The 15,529-nt window shown below is 60.6% G+C and carries 13 protein-coding genes; 6 read left to right on the top strand and 7 right to left on the bottom strand.

Features of this window, described 5'->3' with window-relative positions; genetic code table 11:
* Nucleotides 1-137 precede the first annotated feature (137 nt).
* A complete protein-coding gene (locus D3M70_RS19595; protein ID WP_120127395.1) occupies nucleotides 138-1,472 on the bottom strand; it encodes a dicarboxylate/amino acid:cation symporter in 1,335 nt (444 codons plus the stop codon).
* 360 nt (nucleotides 1,473-1,832) lie between these two features.
* Between D3M70_RS19595 and D3M70_RS19600 the strand changes: the two genes are divergently transcribed.
* On the top strand, nucleotides 1,833-2,831 hold the full coding sequence (locus tag D3M70_RS19600; protein ID WP_120127329.1) for an AraC family transcriptional regulator: 999 nt from the start codon (nucleotides 1,833-1,835) through the stop codon (nucleotides 2,829-2,831).
* Nucleotides 2,832-2,847: 16 nt separating this feature from the next.
* On the opposite strand, the gene D3M70_RS19605 is transcribed toward D3M70_RS19600, so the two are convergent.
* From D3M70_RS19605 to D3M70_RS19615, 3 genes are read right to left on the bottom strand one after another with little or no spacing between them, the layout of a single operon-like run.
* On the bottom strand, nucleotides 2,848-4,191 hold the full coding sequence (locus tag D3M70_RS19605) for an ATP-binding protein (RefSeq protein WP_120127330.1): 1,344 nt from the start codon (nucleotides 4,189-4,191) through the stop codon (nucleotides 2,848-2,850).
* Nucleotides 4,188-4,865 (bottom strand): response regulator, encoded by a 678-nt coding sequence (locus D3M70_RS19610; RefSeq protein ID WP_120127331.1) that lies wholly within the window; start codon nucleotides 4,863-4,865, stop codon nucleotides 4,188-4,190. Before D3M70_RS19610 ends, D3M70_RS19605 begins: the two co-directional genes overlap by 4 nt.
* A gap of 57 nt (nucleotides 4,866-4,922) precedes the next feature.
* Nucleotides 4,923-5,177, bottom strand: coding sequence for a hypothetical protein (locus D3M70_RS19615; RefSeq protein WP_120127332.1), 255 nt, complete (start codon nucleotides 5,175-5,177; stop codon nucleotides 4,923-4,925).
* 206 nt (nucleotides 5,178-5,383) lie between these two features.
* Here D3M70_RS19615 and D3M70_RS19620 point away from each other — a divergent pair, with 206 nt between their 5' ends.
* On the top strand, nucleotides 5,384-6,190 hold the full coding sequence (locus D3M70_RS19620; RefSeq protein ID WP_120127333.1) for a dienelactone hydrolase family protein: 807 nt from the start codon (nucleotides 5,384-5,386) through the stop codon (nucleotides 6,188-6,190).
* 171 nt (nucleotides 6,191-6,361) lie between these two features.
* Nucleotides 6,362-7,087 (top strand): 4'-phosphopantetheinyl transferase, encoded by a 726-nt coding sequence (locus tag D3M70_RS19625; protein ID WP_218568438.1) that lies wholly within the window; start codon nucleotides 6,362-6,364, stop codon nucleotides 7,085-7,087.
* Between the two features lie 95 nt (nucleotides 7,088-7,182).
* Here D3M70_RS19625 and fhuF read toward each other — a convergent pair whose 3' ends face one another.
* From fhuF to D3M70_RS19640, 3 genes are read right to left on the bottom strand one after another with little or no spacing between them, the layout of a single operon-like run.
* Nucleotides 7,183-7,890, bottom strand: coding sequence for a siderophore-iron reductase FhuF (gene fhuF, locus D3M70_RS19630; RefSeq protein WP_256659924.1), 708 nt, complete (start codon nucleotides 7,888-7,890; stop codon nucleotides 7,183-7,185).
* Entirely contained in the window at nucleotides 7,887-9,527 is a 1,641-nt protein-coding gene (locus tag D3M70_RS19635; RefSeq protein WP_120127336.1) for an ATP-binding protein, read from the bottom strand. Before D3M70_RS19635 ends, fhuF begins: the two co-directional genes overlap by 4 nt.
* A gap of 15 nt (nucleotides 9,528-9,542) precedes the next feature.
* A complete protein-coding gene (locus D3M70_RS19640; RefSeq protein WP_165869844.1) occupies nucleotides 9,543-10,280 on the bottom strand; it encodes a response regulator in 738 nt (245 codons plus the stop codon).
* Nucleotides 10,281-11,188: 908 nt separating this feature from the next.
* Between D3M70_RS19640 and D3M70_RS19645 the strand changes: the two genes are divergently transcribed.
* From D3M70_RS19645 to D3M70_RS19655, 3 genes are all read left to right on the top strand, one after another.
* On the top strand, nucleotides 11,189-14,101 hold the full coding sequence (locus D3M70_RS19645; RefSeq protein WP_120127337.1) for a ribonucleoside-diphosphate reductase subunit alpha: 2,913 nt from the start codon (nucleotides 11,189-11,191) through the stop codon (nucleotides 14,099-14,101).
* Between the two features lie 140 nt (nucleotides 14,102-14,241).
* Nucleotides 14,242-14,412: a YhfG family protein gene (locus D3M70_RS19650; RefSeq protein WP_120127338.1), complete on the top strand. Its 171-nt coding sequence runs from the start codon at nucleotides 14,242-14,244 to the stop codon at nucleotides 14,410-14,412.
* Nucleotides 14,412-15,011, top strand: a complete 600-nt coding sequence (locus D3M70_RS19655) for a putative adenosine monophosphate-protein transferase Fic (protein ID WP_120127339.1) — start codon at nucleotides 14,412-14,414, stop codon at nucleotides 15,009-15,011. The genes D3M70_RS19650 and D3M70_RS19655 overlap by 1 nt, the downstream gene beginning before the upstream one ends.
* Nucleotides 15,012-15,529: the final 518 nt, after the last annotated feature.

Raw genomic sequence — 15,529 nt, forward strand, 5'->3', positions numbered from 1 at the left:
CTGCGCAGCAGATCACTGGCAAGCCAGGCTCCCACGCCCTCCGGGCAGACGCAGACTCCGGCGTGCCGCCAGCCCAACAAAAAGCCCGCCCAGGTTTCCCATGGGCGGGCTTTTCAATTCAACGTGAAGTTAACAGATCAGGAACGACCCACCGAAGCAGGGCCTTCGGCCACGCCCAGATCGTCTTCCGGACGGGTCTCTTCGATGGCACGGCCACCGGATGCCAGCTCGGCCTGCAGTTGCGGCTCGTCCAGCTCTTTGACCCACTTGGCAACGACCAGAGTGGCGACAGCGTTACCGACCAGGTTGGTCAATGCGCGGGCTTCGGACATGAAGCGGTCGATACCCAGAATCAGCGCCAGACCGGCCACTGGCAGGTGACCTACGGCCGACAGCGTGGCCGCCAGTACGATGAAGCCCGAACCGGTCACGCCCGCAGCGCCTTTGGAGGACAGCAGCAACACCAGCAGCAGGGTGATCTGGTGGGTGATGTCCATGTGGGTGTTGGTCGCCTGAGCGATGAACACAGCGGCCATGGTCAGGTAGATCGAGGTGCCGTCCAGGTTGAACGAGTAACCGGTCGGGATCACCAGACCCACGACGGATTTTTTCGCGCCCAGGCGCTCCATCTTGATCAGCATGCGTGGCAGTGCCGATTCAGACGAGGAAGTACCCAGCACGATCAGCAGTTCTTCGCGGATGTACTTGATCAGCTTCAGGATGCTGAAACCGTGAGCACGAGCGATACCGCCCAGCACCACCAGCACGAACAGCAGGCAGGTGATGTAGAAGCACAACATCAGCTGACCCAGTTGCACCAGCGAGCTCACGCCGTAAGCGCCGATGGTGAAGGCCATCGCGCCCAGCGCACCCAGTGGCGCCAGCTTCATGATCATGTTGATGATGTTGAACATGACGTGGGCGAAGCGATCAATGAAGTCCAGGATCGGCTTGCCGTAGGAGCCCAGGCGATGCAGGGCGAAACCGAAGATCACCGAGAACATCAGCACTTGCAGGATGTCGCCGTTGGCGAAGGCGCCGACGATGGTGTTCGGGATCACGTTCAGGATGAAGCCGACGATGCTCTGGTCTTTACCTGCGGTGACGTAGGCAGCGACCTTGGAGGCGTCGAGGGTCGAAACGTCGATGTTCATGCCGGCGCCCGGCTGAACCACGTTGACCACGATCAGGCCGATGATCAGCGAGATGGTGGAGACGATTTCGAAGTAGAGCAGCGCGTAGCCACCGGTCTTGCCCACCGATTTCATGCTCTGCATGCCAGCGATGCCGCTGACCACGGTGCAGAAGATGATGGGGGCGATGACCATTTTGATCAGTTTGATGAACCCGTCACCCAAGGGCTTGAGCGTAACGGCTGTTTCGGGGTACCAGTGACCGAGCGCGATACCGATGATGATTGCAACGATCACCTGGGCATACAGGGATTTGTAGATTGGCTGACGAGTCGTCATTGCAGTTTCCTCAAGAGCATCGCTTTGCATCATTCCTGATACCACGACGCCTAAAGTGCGAACCCTCCTGCTCGGAGGGATTTGTTTTTGTCGAGCTGCGCGCGGCAGACCTCTACGGCCTCTATCGCAAGCCCCGTGCCACTCTCGACAAAATCGCTGAAAGTCCCGTGCGGCATGGACTGCCTGGTTAACGGTCGACAAGAATGTCCGGGCGCGATGGCGGATTTCCGCCCATTAACGGCAAATCAGCCCTCTCATTGGCGGGTATCCGCCTTGTCGGGCGTTCCCGTCGCCGCCTACCATCAGCCCATGCCCGAGCCTCGAGCGGCCCATCGCTGCGAACGACAACAAGAGCCCGCCATGCGCCATCGAACCATCGCCAGCCATTTTGCCCGCGCCGTCCTGCATGGCGCGCGTCGCTATGAACTCGATTGCCAGCCGATACTGGAACAGGTCGGCATTCGGCCGGAATTGCTGAACGAGCCGCGGGCGCGCATTGCCCCGGAGCAGTTCGCCCATCTGATCCAACTGGTGTGGCGGGCGCTGGACGACGAATACCTGGGTTTCGGGCTGGCGCCGAGCAAACGCGGCACGTTCGCCATGATGTGCCACGCGCTGATTCACTGCCGCACGCTGGACAAGGCCTTGCAGCGGGGCTTCATGTTTTATGGGCTGTTTCCCGACTCGCCGCGCCTGAGCCTGGAGCGTGACGGCGAATGGGTGCGACTGTGTCTGGACGATTCGAGCCTGCGCGATCCCGAACATTTTCTGAGCGAATCGCTGCTGGTGATCTGGCATCGTCTGGCCAGTTGGCTGATCGGTCAGCGTATCCGGCTGGACAACGCGACCTTCGCCTACGCAAAGCCGGCCCACAGCGCCGAGTACGACCTGCTGTTCTACTGCCCGATCCAGTTTGAGACCGAGCAGACGGCGCTGACCTTTCATTCGCGTTATCTGGACCTGCCGCTGTTGCAGGATGAGCGCACCCTCAAGCGTTTCCTTGAACGCTCCCCTGCCGATCTTCTGGCCCGCCCGGACGACGGCGACAGCCTCAGCAGTCAGCTGCGGCGCCTGCTCAGTCGCGACTGCAACCAATGGCCGGACCTGGAAGCCGTCGCCGATCACCTGCACATCAGCCCCCAGACCCTGCGCCGACATCTACGGGACGAGGGCACGAGTTTTCAGGGGCTGAAAGATGAATTGCGGCGGGACATGGCGATTTATCACCTGGGCCAGGCTGATCTTTCGCTGCAGGAGATTGCCGAGCAACTGGGGTTTTCCGAGCCGTCGGCGTTTCATCGGGCGTTCAAGAAGTGGACCGGACTCACGCCGGGGGCGTATCGGGCGCAGGAGATTTAGGCTGGCTGAAACCACACTAAATTGCGAACTGAATCCTGAACGCCGCGCCTCCCAGCACCGAGTCTCCAAGGGTCAGCTGCGCGCCATAGCTTTCGATGATGTCCTTGACCACCGCCAGACCGATCCCCTGCCCCGGGTTCTTCTCGTCCAGACGCTCGCCCCGCTCCAGAATCCGCGCACGCTGGCTGTGTGGCACGCCAGGGCCGTCGTCTTCGATGCACAACTCATCGCCCATGATCGACGGCTGCCAACTCACCCGCACCTCGTCCAGACACAGGCGATACGCGTTTTCCAGCAAGTTGCCGAGCATTTCCAGCAGCGCGCCCTCCTCCATCTGCACCTGACAATCGTCCGGCAGATCCAGCTCCACCTTCACCCGCTTGTCGCGATAGACCTTTTCCAGCGTATTGCACAGGCTCTCGACCACCGGCTTCAATGCGACGTGATGGCGCACCAGACCGCTCTTGCGCAGGCTCGCCCGTTGCAACTGATAGCCGATCTGCTGGCTCATGCGCTCGATCTGCGATTGCAGAATGCGCGCCTGCTCAAGGTCTTCGGGGCGTTTGGCGATGTTCTCGCTGACACCTTGAAGCACCGCCAGCGGGGTTTTCAAGCTATGGGCCAGATCGCCCAGCGAGTCACGATAACGAATGCGCTGCTCACGTTCGCTGCGCAACAGGCGGTTGAGGGAATCGGTCAGGCGCAACAGCTCGCTGGGGTGTTCTTCACTCAGACTTTCCCGCGACCCCGCCTCGACCTGGTCCAGTTCATGGCTCATGCCGCGCAACGCGCGCAGGCCCCAGGTCAGACCGACCCACAGCAGAATCAGCAACACCAGCAAGGCGCCGCCAAAGCCCAGATAAAGCTTCTCGCGCAGGCCTGAAATGGTTTCCTGATACTCACGCACCGGCTGCAAGGCCACGATGCTGAACGCCGCATTGCGCCCGCCCAACAGCTTGATTTCCACGTCATAGACGAAGAACTCCTCACCATTGGGCTGACGGATCTTGGCGAACTCACTGCCGCGCCCGTCGTAGCGCGGCTGGTAATCGATGGCCTGGTCTTCGGTGGCCCGAGAACGCCACACCAACTTGCCGGCGCGGTTATAGATGTAGCCGAGCAAGCGGCTGTCGGGCAGGCTGAATTGCTCACCGGGCAGCAGGCTCGGCATCAGCAGGCGGTCGTCTTCGACCCGTGCGGCGGAGATCAGCGTGGTGACGTCAGAGGCCAGACGTTTTTCGATGGAGCTTTCCAGCGCCAGGCTGAAGGCGCTTTGCAGTGCGGGCAACATCAACAGCATGAAAATGACCGCCAGGGTCGCGGCGGCCAGCATCAATCGAACGCGCAGCGAACGAATCATCGACAGCGCTCAGTGAACAGGTAACCCAGCCCGCGCACCGTATCGATCGGCTTGAAGCCGGCCGGACCTTCCAGCTTGCGCCGCAAACGGCCGACCAGCACCTCGATCACGTTCGGATCGCGCTCGTCGTCATCCGGATACAACTGCTCCATCAGGCGCTCCTTGGGGACCACCTGCTGATGGTGACGCATGAGGTATTCCAGAATCCGGTACTCATAGGCCGTCAGTGCCAGAGGCTGTTCGTCCAGCGACGCCTGCTTGCGGTTGAGGTCCAGCAACAGTGGCCCGGCGATGATCGTCGACTGGGTAAAACCGCTGGAACGACGCAGCAAGGCGTTCATGCGCGCCTCGAGCTCTTCGAACTGAAACGGCTTGACCACGTAATCGTCGGCGCCCGCCGCAAGGCCTTCGACCTTGTCCTGCCAGTTGCCGCGCGCGGTGAGGATCAGGATCGGAAACGCTTTGTTCTGAGCGCGCAACTGACGTATCAGGTCCAGGCCACCGATCCCCGGCAGCCCCAGATCGATGACCGCCAGATCGTGATTGAACTGACCGGCCTGATACAGCGCCTCCTCGGCATTGCCCACGGCCTCCACCACATGACCGCTTTCGGTCAGGCGTGTCTGCAAGTGATGGCGCAACAGGGCCTCATCCTCGACAACCAGCAATTTCATGAAGCTCTCCCAGGCACGAACATACCTCTCGATTGGTGATCTCTGGACGCCGACGGCTTACAAGCGGTGATGAGCGGGCAGATAACTGTCCGGACTCTGGCTCAGGCTCGACAACCCTGATGCGTAGGCACCGCTCATCGCGGGGGTCGCGTCAGACAGTTTAGCTGCGCCCGGCAGCATTATTCCCGTGAGTTTTTTGCTGGTTCGACCCAGGTCGATGCGGGACGCGTCTGCGGTGCTGTCTGCGGCCTGAACAGCGGCACTGCCGCCAAGGAACGCCAAAGCCAGAAAAAACTTGTTGAACGCCATCATGTGCAGGTCCTCCGGCGCCGGGCGCCTTGGTGGGTACGGATCCGAGAATACGCAGCAGGCGCTGAACCCCTCCTGAACACGTTCTGAACCTGAGCTGAACTTGCTGTGAACATATACTTACCGCACAGGGTCGGAACTTGAACGGCAGAATCGTCTAGGCTCAGTGCCAGACACGCCTTCGAACAGACGACAGAAAGGAGAACACCATGCGGTTACTGCTAGCGTTCACCCTCATGTGCCTGGCGAGCCTTGCCCAGGCCGAAGTAAAAACCCGCACCATCGATTACCAGAGCGCCGACGGCACCAAACTCGTCGGCTATTACGCCTATGACGACGCCATCAAGGGTCCGCGCCCCGGCATCGTGGTGGTTCACGAGTGGTGGGGCCTGAACGACTACGCCAAAAAACGCGCCCGGGATCTCGCCGTGCTGGGCTACAGCGCCATGGCCATCGACATGTACGGCGAAGGCAAGAACACCGAGCACCCGAAAGACGCCATGGCCTTCATGAAAGCCGCCAGCGCAGACAGCGCGGCATCCGCCAAACGCTTTGATGCCGGGATCGAACAGCTGAAAAAACAACCCGAAACCAACCCGCAGAAGATCGCGGCCATTGGTTACTGCTTCGGCGGCGGTGTGGTGCTCGATGCCGCACGACGCGGCGAACCACTGGACGCCGTGGTGAGTTTCCACGGCGCACTGACCACCAAGACCCCAGCCAGGGAGGGCGTGACCAAGACGCCGATGCTGATCGAGCACGGCAACAACGACACCATGGTCACTGCGCAGAACGTTGCAGACTTCAAGAAGGAAATGGACGCGGCCAAGGCCGACTACAAATTCGTGGGTATCGACGGCGCCAAACACGGTTTCACCAACCCGGACGCCGACAAACTCAGCCACGGCGACCACGGCGGGCCTGATATCGGCTACAACCAGACCGCCGACATGAGCTCATGGGCAGACATGAAGGCCTTCCTCAAAGAGCAGTTCGCGAAGAATTCAACGATGTAATCCTCCACCAGCGGCTCACATCCCGTAGGAGCGCGCTTGCCCGCGATAGCTATCTGTCCGATACGTGGCCTGCGTCTGACACACCGCAATCGCGGGCAAGCGCGCTCCTACAGGTTTGCATGGCAGCGTCTCAGGCTGACATCAACCAGCTTTCACGGCAAAATGCCGCCCATGACCCATTCCCAAACCCTTCCCAACTGCTGCCCCACCCTCACCGCCCACTGGCCCCTGCCCCAGTTGCTGGAGAACGCAGTATTGGTCAGCACTCGGTTCGACCCGCACAAACTCGTCGATGGCGATTTCCAGCGCTGCCTGATCGAGCCACCCGCCAGTATTCAACGCTCGGTCGCCAAACGTCAGACCGAGTTCCTCGCCGGTCGGCTCTGTGCTCGGGAAGCCATGCGCCTGCTGGATGGGCGCCAGCATGTCCCGATGATCGGCGAGGATCGCGCCCCGGTCTGGCCAACCGACGTCTGCGGTTCGATCACCCACAGCACCGGCTGGGCAGCGGCCATCGTCGCCAGCAAACAGCATTGGCGCGGGCTGGGGATGGACGTGGAACAGGTGATGACCAGCGAACGCGCCGCACGACTGGCTGGCGAAATCCTCACAGCCGACGAATTGCAGCGCATGGCCGCAGGGCCAGAGCATCACGTCGCGTTAGGGGTGACGCTGACTTTTTCGCTGAAAGAAAGCCTGTTCAAAGCGCTCTACCCCATCGTGCTCAAACGCTTCTACTTCGAAGACGCCGAACTGCTGGAATGGTCGAACAGCGGCCATGCACGGTTGCGGCTGAAGATCGATCTGTCTGAACAATGGCACAGCGGCAAAGAGCTGGACGCGCAGTTCAGCGTGCGGGATGGGCAGTTGTTGAGTCTGGTCGCGGTTCCCGCCTGAACCCACATCCCTTCTAGGAGCGCGCTTGCCCGCGATTGCGCTGCATCAGACGCCCTTTGCATCGCAGATACACCCCATCGCGGGCAAGCGCGCTCCTACAGGTCAGTGTCTCTAAGCAACGGACAATGCTCACACCGCCCCACCCATTCCACTCGATAACTCAAACAGCAACTGCGCCGCTGCCTGACGGACTGCCCATCATCCCCTTCTATATAAGTAACCGCGTTGAACAGCGGATTGCGCCTGCCATCGGGCCGCCGCCGCTCGTGCAACAGAGCGTATCCAACCTCCAGCGACACGTCGCTTGCCGCCGCCAATTGACGCAGACAGGTTTCCAGATAATCCCCGGCACTGCCCCACAACACGCCCGGCGCCACGTTGCCATACGCGCTCAAGCGGTTGATCACCTGTTCCAGGTTCTCCAGCAACGGCGCGAAACGCTCGAACGGGGCGCTGGACCGGGACGCCTCAAACGCCGCACCGTCAAACTTCACACCGTCGAGAAATCCTCGCCCGTGGAGCGCGAAGCCAAGCCGATCCAGCTGTAACGGCCAACTCACGCCATGCACCAGATTCGCCACGACAATCGGCGGAATCAACTGCATCGCGTAAAACTTCATCCACTGAGACACCAATACCGGCAGTTTCCCGGGCATGAGTTCCGGGCCGTAGACCTGCAACAACAGCCGATCAAGTGTTTCGCGCTGCAACAGCTCAGGCAGCGCAAACACCGACCGGGCCTCATCGAGCACCAGCGTTCTGGCGAACCCGGCCAGCGCCCCGGCAAAAAAATCCTGACTCACGCCTCCCCCTGTCGACGCGGCCAGGCGAGGCTAAAGCAGGCGCCCCCGAGCGTCTGGCTGCGCCCGATCAACGCACGACCGGCGTGCCAGTGAATGATCCGGCGCACAATCGACAATCCCAGGCCATGGCCGCCCGAAGCCCGCGTGCGGCTGTCGTCCAGACGCATGAAAGGCGTGAAAATCCGCTCCCAGGCGCTTTCCGGCACGCCGGGGCCATCGTCTTCGACATCGATACGGCAGCGGTCCTGACTTAACTGAAATCCGATACGCACCTCGGATTCAGCATGACGCATCGCATTGCTCACCAGATTCTGCAACGCACGGTGCAGATACCGCGGCTCGGCCTCGACCCACGCCGTCATCTCTTGCGAAGTGTTCTCGTTCACGGTGATGCAGTCCCCGCGGGTCACCTTGACGCTGGCGCGCAACGGCGCCAGTTCGGCGATGACCTGATCGATCAGGGCGGCGAGGTCGATACGCTGGAAATTCAAGGTCGGCGAGCCCTGTTCGAGGCGCGCGTACGTCAGCATCTCGTCCACCAGCTTGTCGAGGTCCTGAATGTCGTTGTCCATGCCGACCATGTACTTGTGTCGCGCCTCGGGGGTGCTGGCGTCGCCAATCATCTCCAGACCGAAGCGCAGCCGCGCCACCGGCGTGCGCAGCTCGTGGGACACCGCCCGCACCAGTTCACGCTGAATCGTCAGCGACCGCTGCAAATGCTCGGCCATGCCATTGAACGCGGACGCCAGACGCCCCACCGAATCGGCGCCCGTGGCTGGCACGCGGGTTTCCAGACTGCCCTGGGCGATTTGCGTGGCCGCGGCTTCCAGCCCGCGCAAGCGATGTTCCAGACGACGGACCAGCAGATAGACCACCAGGCCGATAAGGCACAGCCCCAGAAACGCGATCAACACCAACAGCTCCGGCGGGTAGGGATTGAACTGGTACAGCGGGCCAATCTCCAGCACCCACGGCGTTTCACCCACGCCGGACAAGACTCGGATCGAATCACCGCCCTTGCCCAGCGCCATCACCGTGTCGCCTTCATCGATGCGCCGGCGCTGGTCGTCATCGACGTCGGCCTGCTCCAGTTTGATCAGGTGCATGTCGAAGCCGAAACCCTTGCTCAGACGCAGGGTCTCCAGGCGGACTGGCTGCTCGTCGACGGAAAACCGCACCAGTTCGTCAAGCAGCAGGAAGATCGTCGCCCGGGCCAACTGTTCGCTGATCTGCTGCACCTCGCCGGTCAGCAACAAGGCAGCGCCCGGTTGGTCGGAAGTCCCCGGCTCGACCTGACGAAACACCCGCGCCGCGTGGGGCCCGGTCTGCTCGACCACCACCTGGCCGCGACTCAGGCGATTGCGCGCCCCGCCATCGAGATGCGCCTGCTCGGCGGTTTCCAGCGCCAGCGGGATCCCCAGCAGGCGCTCCCACACCGCCAAGGCCCGTGTGCGTTCGATGGCGTCCATTTGTTTGAGGTTGTCGCCCATCAGCGTGAATGTGCCGTGGGCCAGTTGCTCGCGGTACTGCTCGCCACGCACCTTGTTCGCCAGATGCAGCGTCAGCACGCCGAGCAAGGCCACCAACACCAACACGCCGAGCATGCCGCCGTAGATGCGCAGAAAAATGGAGTTCATGGCTTTACCATCGGGTCAGCCGTTGAGCATGAAGTTGTTCATGTCCCTGGCGGCTTCCGGCACGAACAGATAACCCTTGCTGCGGATGGTCTTGATCAGGCGTGGATGAATGGGATCGTCGCCGATTCTGGGGCGGATTTTCGAGATTCGCACATCGATGGAGCGGTCCTGCCCGTCATAACCGACACCTCGCAGCGCGGTGAAGATCTCCTCGCGGGACAGAATGCGCCCGGCGTTGGCCACCAGCAGCCACAACAGATCGAATTCGGCGCTGGTCAGATCGATGCTCTGTTCGTTGAGCCACGCCTCGCGCAAGGCGTTGTCCACCACCAACGGGCCGAATACCAGACGTCGCGCCTCCTGCGTGGGGGCCTCGGCCACTTCGCTGCGCCGCAGCAAGGCATGGATGCGCGCCAGCAGCACGCGGGGGTGCACGGGTTTGCCGACGTAATCGTCAGCGCCCATGTCCAGGCCCTGGATCTGGTCGCTGTCGTCGGTGCGAGCGGTGAGCATCAGAATCGGGCCGTCATAGCGGTCACGCACTTTGCGGCAGATGCTCAAACCGTCCTCGCCGGGCAGCATCAGGTCGAGGATCACCAGATCCGGCTGCTCTTCGATGATCCGATGCACCGCCCGCGCGCCGTCCCCCTCGAGGCTGACCTGCAAGCCGTTGCTTTCAAGATAGTCGCGAGTCAGTTCGGCCAGCCGCCGATCATCCTCGACGATCATCACCTGCCAGGGTTCTTGCTGCACGGTCCGTGTCTCCCGAGGTGGTTGTTCTTATTAATAGAGGGGTTGCCGAGTCTGCTTCTGCCGAAAGCGTAGACGCTTAGCTTGCTAGCGATCTGCCGGAACCCGGCAGCAAGATCAGCACACGCGGACAGCCTGACGCACCGAGATTGCAGGTTTCACGACTGCTGCGCAGCCGATCGCCGACAAGTCGGGCTCCCACGGCCTTCAGCCAGAATCAGGTACGGATTCACAGGAACCACGCAATAGTAACCACTCCCCCAACATGACACACGACATGCAAAATCGCCTTGCGTGCCCGCCGCCATCACCCTTGCCAACCCACTTTTATGTGATAGGGTTCGCGCCCGCAAAAAACCGGGCAACTGATTTCTATCCTTCGAAAAACAGTGATAGGCGGCCCATCCCAGTAGCCATGCGGCCTACACGCAATTTCCCCAATTCGCACACAAATTACACACAGCTTTATCCACAGGTAACACATTGCAATTGGTGTCCCAAACGCATTATCTTGTAGCCCGTCGTTCGAGAAGACCCTACATGTAGGGGTTGAGTCGAAAAACCAAACACAAGTGACAGAGAGATTTCAAGCATTTTTCTCGTCCATCAAGGGCTGAACCACCTCTGGTTTCCCGCCTGACCGCCCTCACGCGAATGGCAGACAACAAGGCTTCACGATCTGCGCGTAACGGTACAAGTGTTGCAACATTAAGTGGGCATTCTGCATCAGATTTTTACAGGGCGACGGGCTTAGAACGGCGCCCTTTTGGACTTCAAAGCCAGGGTCGGCCTCCTTCAGCCTTCCCATCCGTTTTGAAGTCATTGGACTGACGTTTGTCGGTCAACTGCCTCAAGACGGAACGGTGGACGCCAATGGCGTCCAAATAAACATAGAGAACGTGGAGACACCCATGCAAACAGACACAACTCGCGAGAATCCGCAGGCCATTGCGCCGCAGACAGGTGCGACCCAGCAGGACCTGTCCGCGACCGCACCGGGTCAGTTGCGTGTGATCAAGCGTAACGGCACCGTTGTTCCGTACACCGATGACAAGATCACCATTGCCATCACCAAGGCCTTCCTCGCAGTTGAAGGCGGTACCGCCGCCGCGTCGTCGCGTATCCACGACACCGTTGCCCGTCTGACCGAACAAGTCACCGCGACCTTCAAGCGTCGCATGCCTTCGGGCGGCACCATCCACATCGAAGAAATCCAGGATCAGGTAGAACTGGCGCTGATGCGCGCTGGCGAGCAAAAAGTGGCTCGCGACTACGTGATCTACCGTAACGACCGCTCCAAAGAGCGCGCCGGTCGTACGGGCGAAGCCCCTGTGCAGGCTCACCCGTCGATCCGCATCACCGCCAAAGACGGCAGCCTCGCGCCGCTGGACATGGGCCGCCTGAACACCATCATCACCGAAGCGTGTGAAGGCCTGGCCGAGGTTGACGCCAACCTGATCCAGAACGAAACCCTGAAAAACCTGTACGACGGCGTAGCGCTGACCGACGTCAACACCGCTCTGGTGATGACCGCGCGTACCCTCGTAGAACGTGAGCCAAACTACTCGTTCGTGACCGCGCGCCTGCTGATGGACACCCTGCGCGCCGAAGGCCTGGGTTTCCTGAACGTCGCCGAAAGCGCCACTCACCACGAAATGGCCGACCTGTACGCCAAGGCCCTGCCGGCTTACGTCGCCAAAGGTATCGAGTTCGAACTGCTGAACCCTGTCCTGGCCGAATTCGACCTGGAAAAACTGGGCAAGGCGATCAACCACGAACGCGACCAGCAATTCACCTACCTGGGCCTGCAGACCCTGTACGACCGTTACTTCATCCACAAGGATGGCGTGCGTTTTGAATTGCCGCAGATCTTCTTCATGCGTGTGGCCATGGGCCTGGCAATCGAAGAGAAAGCCCGTGAAGACCGCGCCATCGAGTTCTACAACCTGTTGTCGTCCTTCGACTACATGGCTTCGACCCCGACGCTGTTCAACGCCGGCACCCTGCGTCCACAGCTGTCGAGCTGCTACCTGACCACCGTTCCGGATGACCTGTCGGGCATTTACCACGCCATCCACGACAACGCCATGCTGTCCAAATTCGCAGGCGGTCTGGGCAACGACTGGACGCCGGTTCGTGCGCTGGGCTCGTACATCAAGGGCACCAACGGCAAATCCCAGGGCGTCGTGCCGTTCCTGAAAGTGGTCAACGACACCGCTGTTGCAGTGAACCAGGGCGGCAAGCGCAAAGGCGCTGTCTGTGCCTACCTGGAAACCTGGCACATGGACATCGAAGAGTTCATTGAGCTGCGCAAGAACACCGGTGATGATCGCCGTCGTACCCACGACATGAACACCGCCAACTGGATCCCTGACCTGTTCATGAAGCGTGTCTTCGACGACGGCAAATGGACCCTGTTCTCGCCGTCCGAAGTACCGGACCTGCACGACCTGACCGGTAAAGCCTTCGAAGAGCGCTACGAGTACTACGAAGCGCTGACCGAGTACCCAGGCAAGGTCAAGCTGTTCAAGACCATCCAGGCCAAAGACCTGTGGCGCAAAATGCTGTCCATGCTGTTTGAAACCGGCCACCCATGGCTGACGTTCAAAGACCCGTGCAACCTGCGTTCGCCGCAGCAGCACGTCGGTGTGGTCCACAGCTCGAACCTGTGCACCGAGATCACCCTGAACACCAACAAGGACGAGATCGCGGTCTGCAACCTGGGCTCGATCAACCTGCCGAACCACATCGTCAACGGCAAGCTGGACACCGACAAGCTCAAGCGCACCATCGACGTAGCCGTTCGCATGCTCGATAACGTCATCGACATCAACTACTACTCCGTGCCGCAAGCTCGCAACTCCAACCTGCGTCACCGCCCGGTCGGTCTGGGCATCATGGGCTTCCAGGACGCGCTGTACCTGCAGCACATCGCCTACGGTTCCGACGCTGCCGTCGAGTTCGCCGACCGTTCGATGGAAGCCGTCAGCTACTACGCGATCCAGGCTTCCTGCGATCTGGCGGACGAGCGCGGTGCCTACGAGACGTTCCAGGGTTCGCTGTGGTCCAAAGGCGTGCTGCCGCTGGATTCGCAACAGATCCTGATCGAAGCTCGCGGCCAGAAGTACATCGACGTCGATCTGGAAGAGACCCTGGACTGGGCGCCAGTGCGTGCTCGCGTTCAGAAAGGCATTCGTAACTCGAACATCATGGCCATCGCGCCGACCGCGACCATCGCCAACATCACCGGCGTTTCGCAGTCGATCGAACCGACCTACCAGAACCTGTACGTGAAATCGAACCTCTCGGGCGAATTCACCGTGATCAACCCGTACCTGGTTCGCGACCTCAAGGCCCGCGATCTGTGGGACTCGGTCATGATCAACGACCTCAAGTACTACGACGGTTCGGTGCAACAGATCGAGCGCATCCCGCAGGAACTCAAAGACCTGTACGCCACCGCGTTCGAAGTCGACACCAAGTGGATCGTTGACGCCGCCAGCCGTCGTCAGAAGTGGATCGACCAGGCTCAGTCGCTGAACCTGTACATCGCCGGCGCATCGGGCAAGAAGCTGGACGTGACCTACCGCATGGCCTGGTACCGTGGTCTGAAAACCACTTACTACCTCCGTGCCCTGGCCGCGACCAGCACCGAGAAGTCGACCATCAACACCGGCAAGCTCAACGCCGTTTCCAGCGGTGGCCACGGCCCGGACGACTCGGCGATCACCGCCCCGCGTCCTGCCGAAGCTGCTCCAGCCGGTCCTGCGCCAGTGCCAAAAGCCTGCGCGATCGACGAGCCGGACTGCGAAGCCTGCCAGTAATGCCGATCAGCTCACTCCCACATAACCTGTAGGAGTGAGCTTGCTCGCGATGGGGCCTGGCCCCATCACTGACACGACACAAAACCTGCACCACCCCGAATTCCGCTACACTCGGCTCATTCCAACCACGAGGCCATGCCATGCCAACGCCCTCTCTGGATGCCAAAAAAGCCTACTGCGCCAGAACGCGCCGCTCCAATTACGCCGCCAGCCTGCGTCTTGAAGGCTTCGAAACCTCGCCCGGCGACTCCGAACGCCGCCTCCCCTCGCGGGAAGAACTGCTCAATACCTACCGCAAAAAACAGGCCTGATGGTCGACAAATACGGCGCCGGCCAAGACCCCTACTGCCCGCCCGGCAGCACCGTACTGCGTAACCGCCTGAACCTCACCGACGCAAAGACCTTGGCGCAAGCCGAACGCGACCTGTCCGAAGTCGCCGCCGAATCCATCGACTTTTCGCCACCGCCCTACAGCCTCTCCTATCTGCAAGCGATCCATCGCCGACTCTTTTCCGACCTCTACGATTGGGCCGGAGAGCTGCGTACCGTCGACATCTCCAAAGATGACACCCACTTTTGTGTCACCAGCCGCATCGAGCCGGAAGCCAACAAACTGTTCAATGCGCTGGCCGGCGCCAACTGGTTTCAGGAGCTTGATCGAGCCGATCTCATAATCGCCAGCGCAGAACTGTTTGGCGACCTCAACGTGGTTCATCCCTTCCGCGAAGGCAACGGCCGTGCGCAACGCATCCTGTTCGAACACATCATCGTCAACGCAGGGTATGAGATCAGCTGGTGGCCCGTGGAACCGGGCGAATGGATACAGGCCAACATCGACGCCGTGGGGTGTGATTACGCAGGATTGGTGAGCGTGTTCGAGCGGTGTGTGGGGCAGGCAATCTGCAACTGAATATTCGCGTGTTCAGCGCTCACGTGTGACGGAGCCAGATCATGGCCACTCGTCGATTACGTCACAATTTGGCGCCGCATTTCGACTGGGTATTCAATACTGATTTTCGCGTGTTGTCCCCTGCACGCCTCTGGATACGCAACCTCAACGCATGATCAAGGCCTTGATCCAGATCAGCCCGGATGAATTCGTCGAAATTCGACCTCGCCCGTCGATTGCCGACAGCCAGGACACACTATATGATGTGTCTCGCTTCGAAACGAAACACTAGATACGTGATTAACCTCTAATATCAACGCGCTGTTCCTCAAGCATGACTTGGCGAAGAACGCAAAGGAAAATGAAGGCAATTCGACCCTCAAATTCCGTCAGGGACGAACCCGCGCCGGGCAAAATCTGTATAATCCCGCGCTCATCCAGGGTACTCAAAATGACCGTTTGCACATTGCAAAGCTGGCACTCTGAAAACAGCCCCGTTGACTCGCTTCGCCGGCCTTCCACAGGTGGCCATCGCAGCA

The sequence above is a fragment of the Pseudomonas sp. LS-2 genome (assembly GCF_003605735.1).
GTDB lineage: Bacteria > Pseudomonadota > Gammaproteobacteria > Pseudomonadales > Pseudomonadaceae > Aquipseudomonas.

Bases quoted from the DNA above. Each gene is read 5' to 3' on its own strand.
- D3M70_RS19595 (WP_120127395.1), bottom strand. From the start codon at position 1,472: ATGACGACTCGTCAGCCAATCTACAAATCCCTGTATGCCCAGGTGATC.
- D3M70_RS19600 (WP_120127329.1), top strand. From the start codon at position 1,833: ATGCGCCATCGAACCATCGCCAGCCATTTTGCCCGCGCCGTCCTGCAT.
- D3M70_RS19605 (WP_120127330.1), bottom strand. From the start codon at position 4,191: ATGATTCGTTCGCTGCGCGTTCGATTGATGCTGGCCGCCGCGACCCTG.
- D3M70_RS19610 (WP_120127331.1), bottom strand. From the start codon at position 4,865: ATGAAATTGCTGGTTGTCGAGGATGAGGCCCTGTTGCGCCATCACTTG.
- D3M70_RS19615 (WP_120127332.1), bottom strand. From the start codon at position 5,177: ATGATGGCGTTCAACAAGTTTTTTCTGGCTTTGGCGTTCCTTGGCGGC.
- D3M70_RS19620 (WP_120127333.1), top strand. From the start codon at position 5,384: ATGCGGTTACTGCTAGCGTTCACCCTCATGTGCCTGGCGAGCCTTGCC.
- D3M70_RS19625 (WP_218568438.1), top strand. From the start codon at position 6,362: ATGACCCATTCCCAAACCCTTCCCAACTGCTGCCCCACCCTCACCGCC.
- D3M70_RS19635 (WP_120127336.1), bottom strand. From the start codon at position 9,527: ATGAACTCCATTTTTCTGCGCATCTACGGCGGCATGCTCGGCGTGTTG.
- D3M70_RS19645 (WP_120127337.1), top strand. From the start codon at position 11,189: ATGCAAACAGACACAACTCGCGAGAATCCGCAGGCCATTGCGCCGCAG.
- D3M70_RS19650 (WP_120127338.1), top strand. From the start codon at position 14,242: ATGCCAACGCCCTCTCTGGATGCCAAAAAAGCCTACTGCGCCAGAACG.
- D3M70_RS19655 (WP_120127339.1), top strand. From the start codon at position 14,412: ATGGTCGACAAATACGGCGCCGGCCAAGACCCCTACTGCCCGCCCGGC.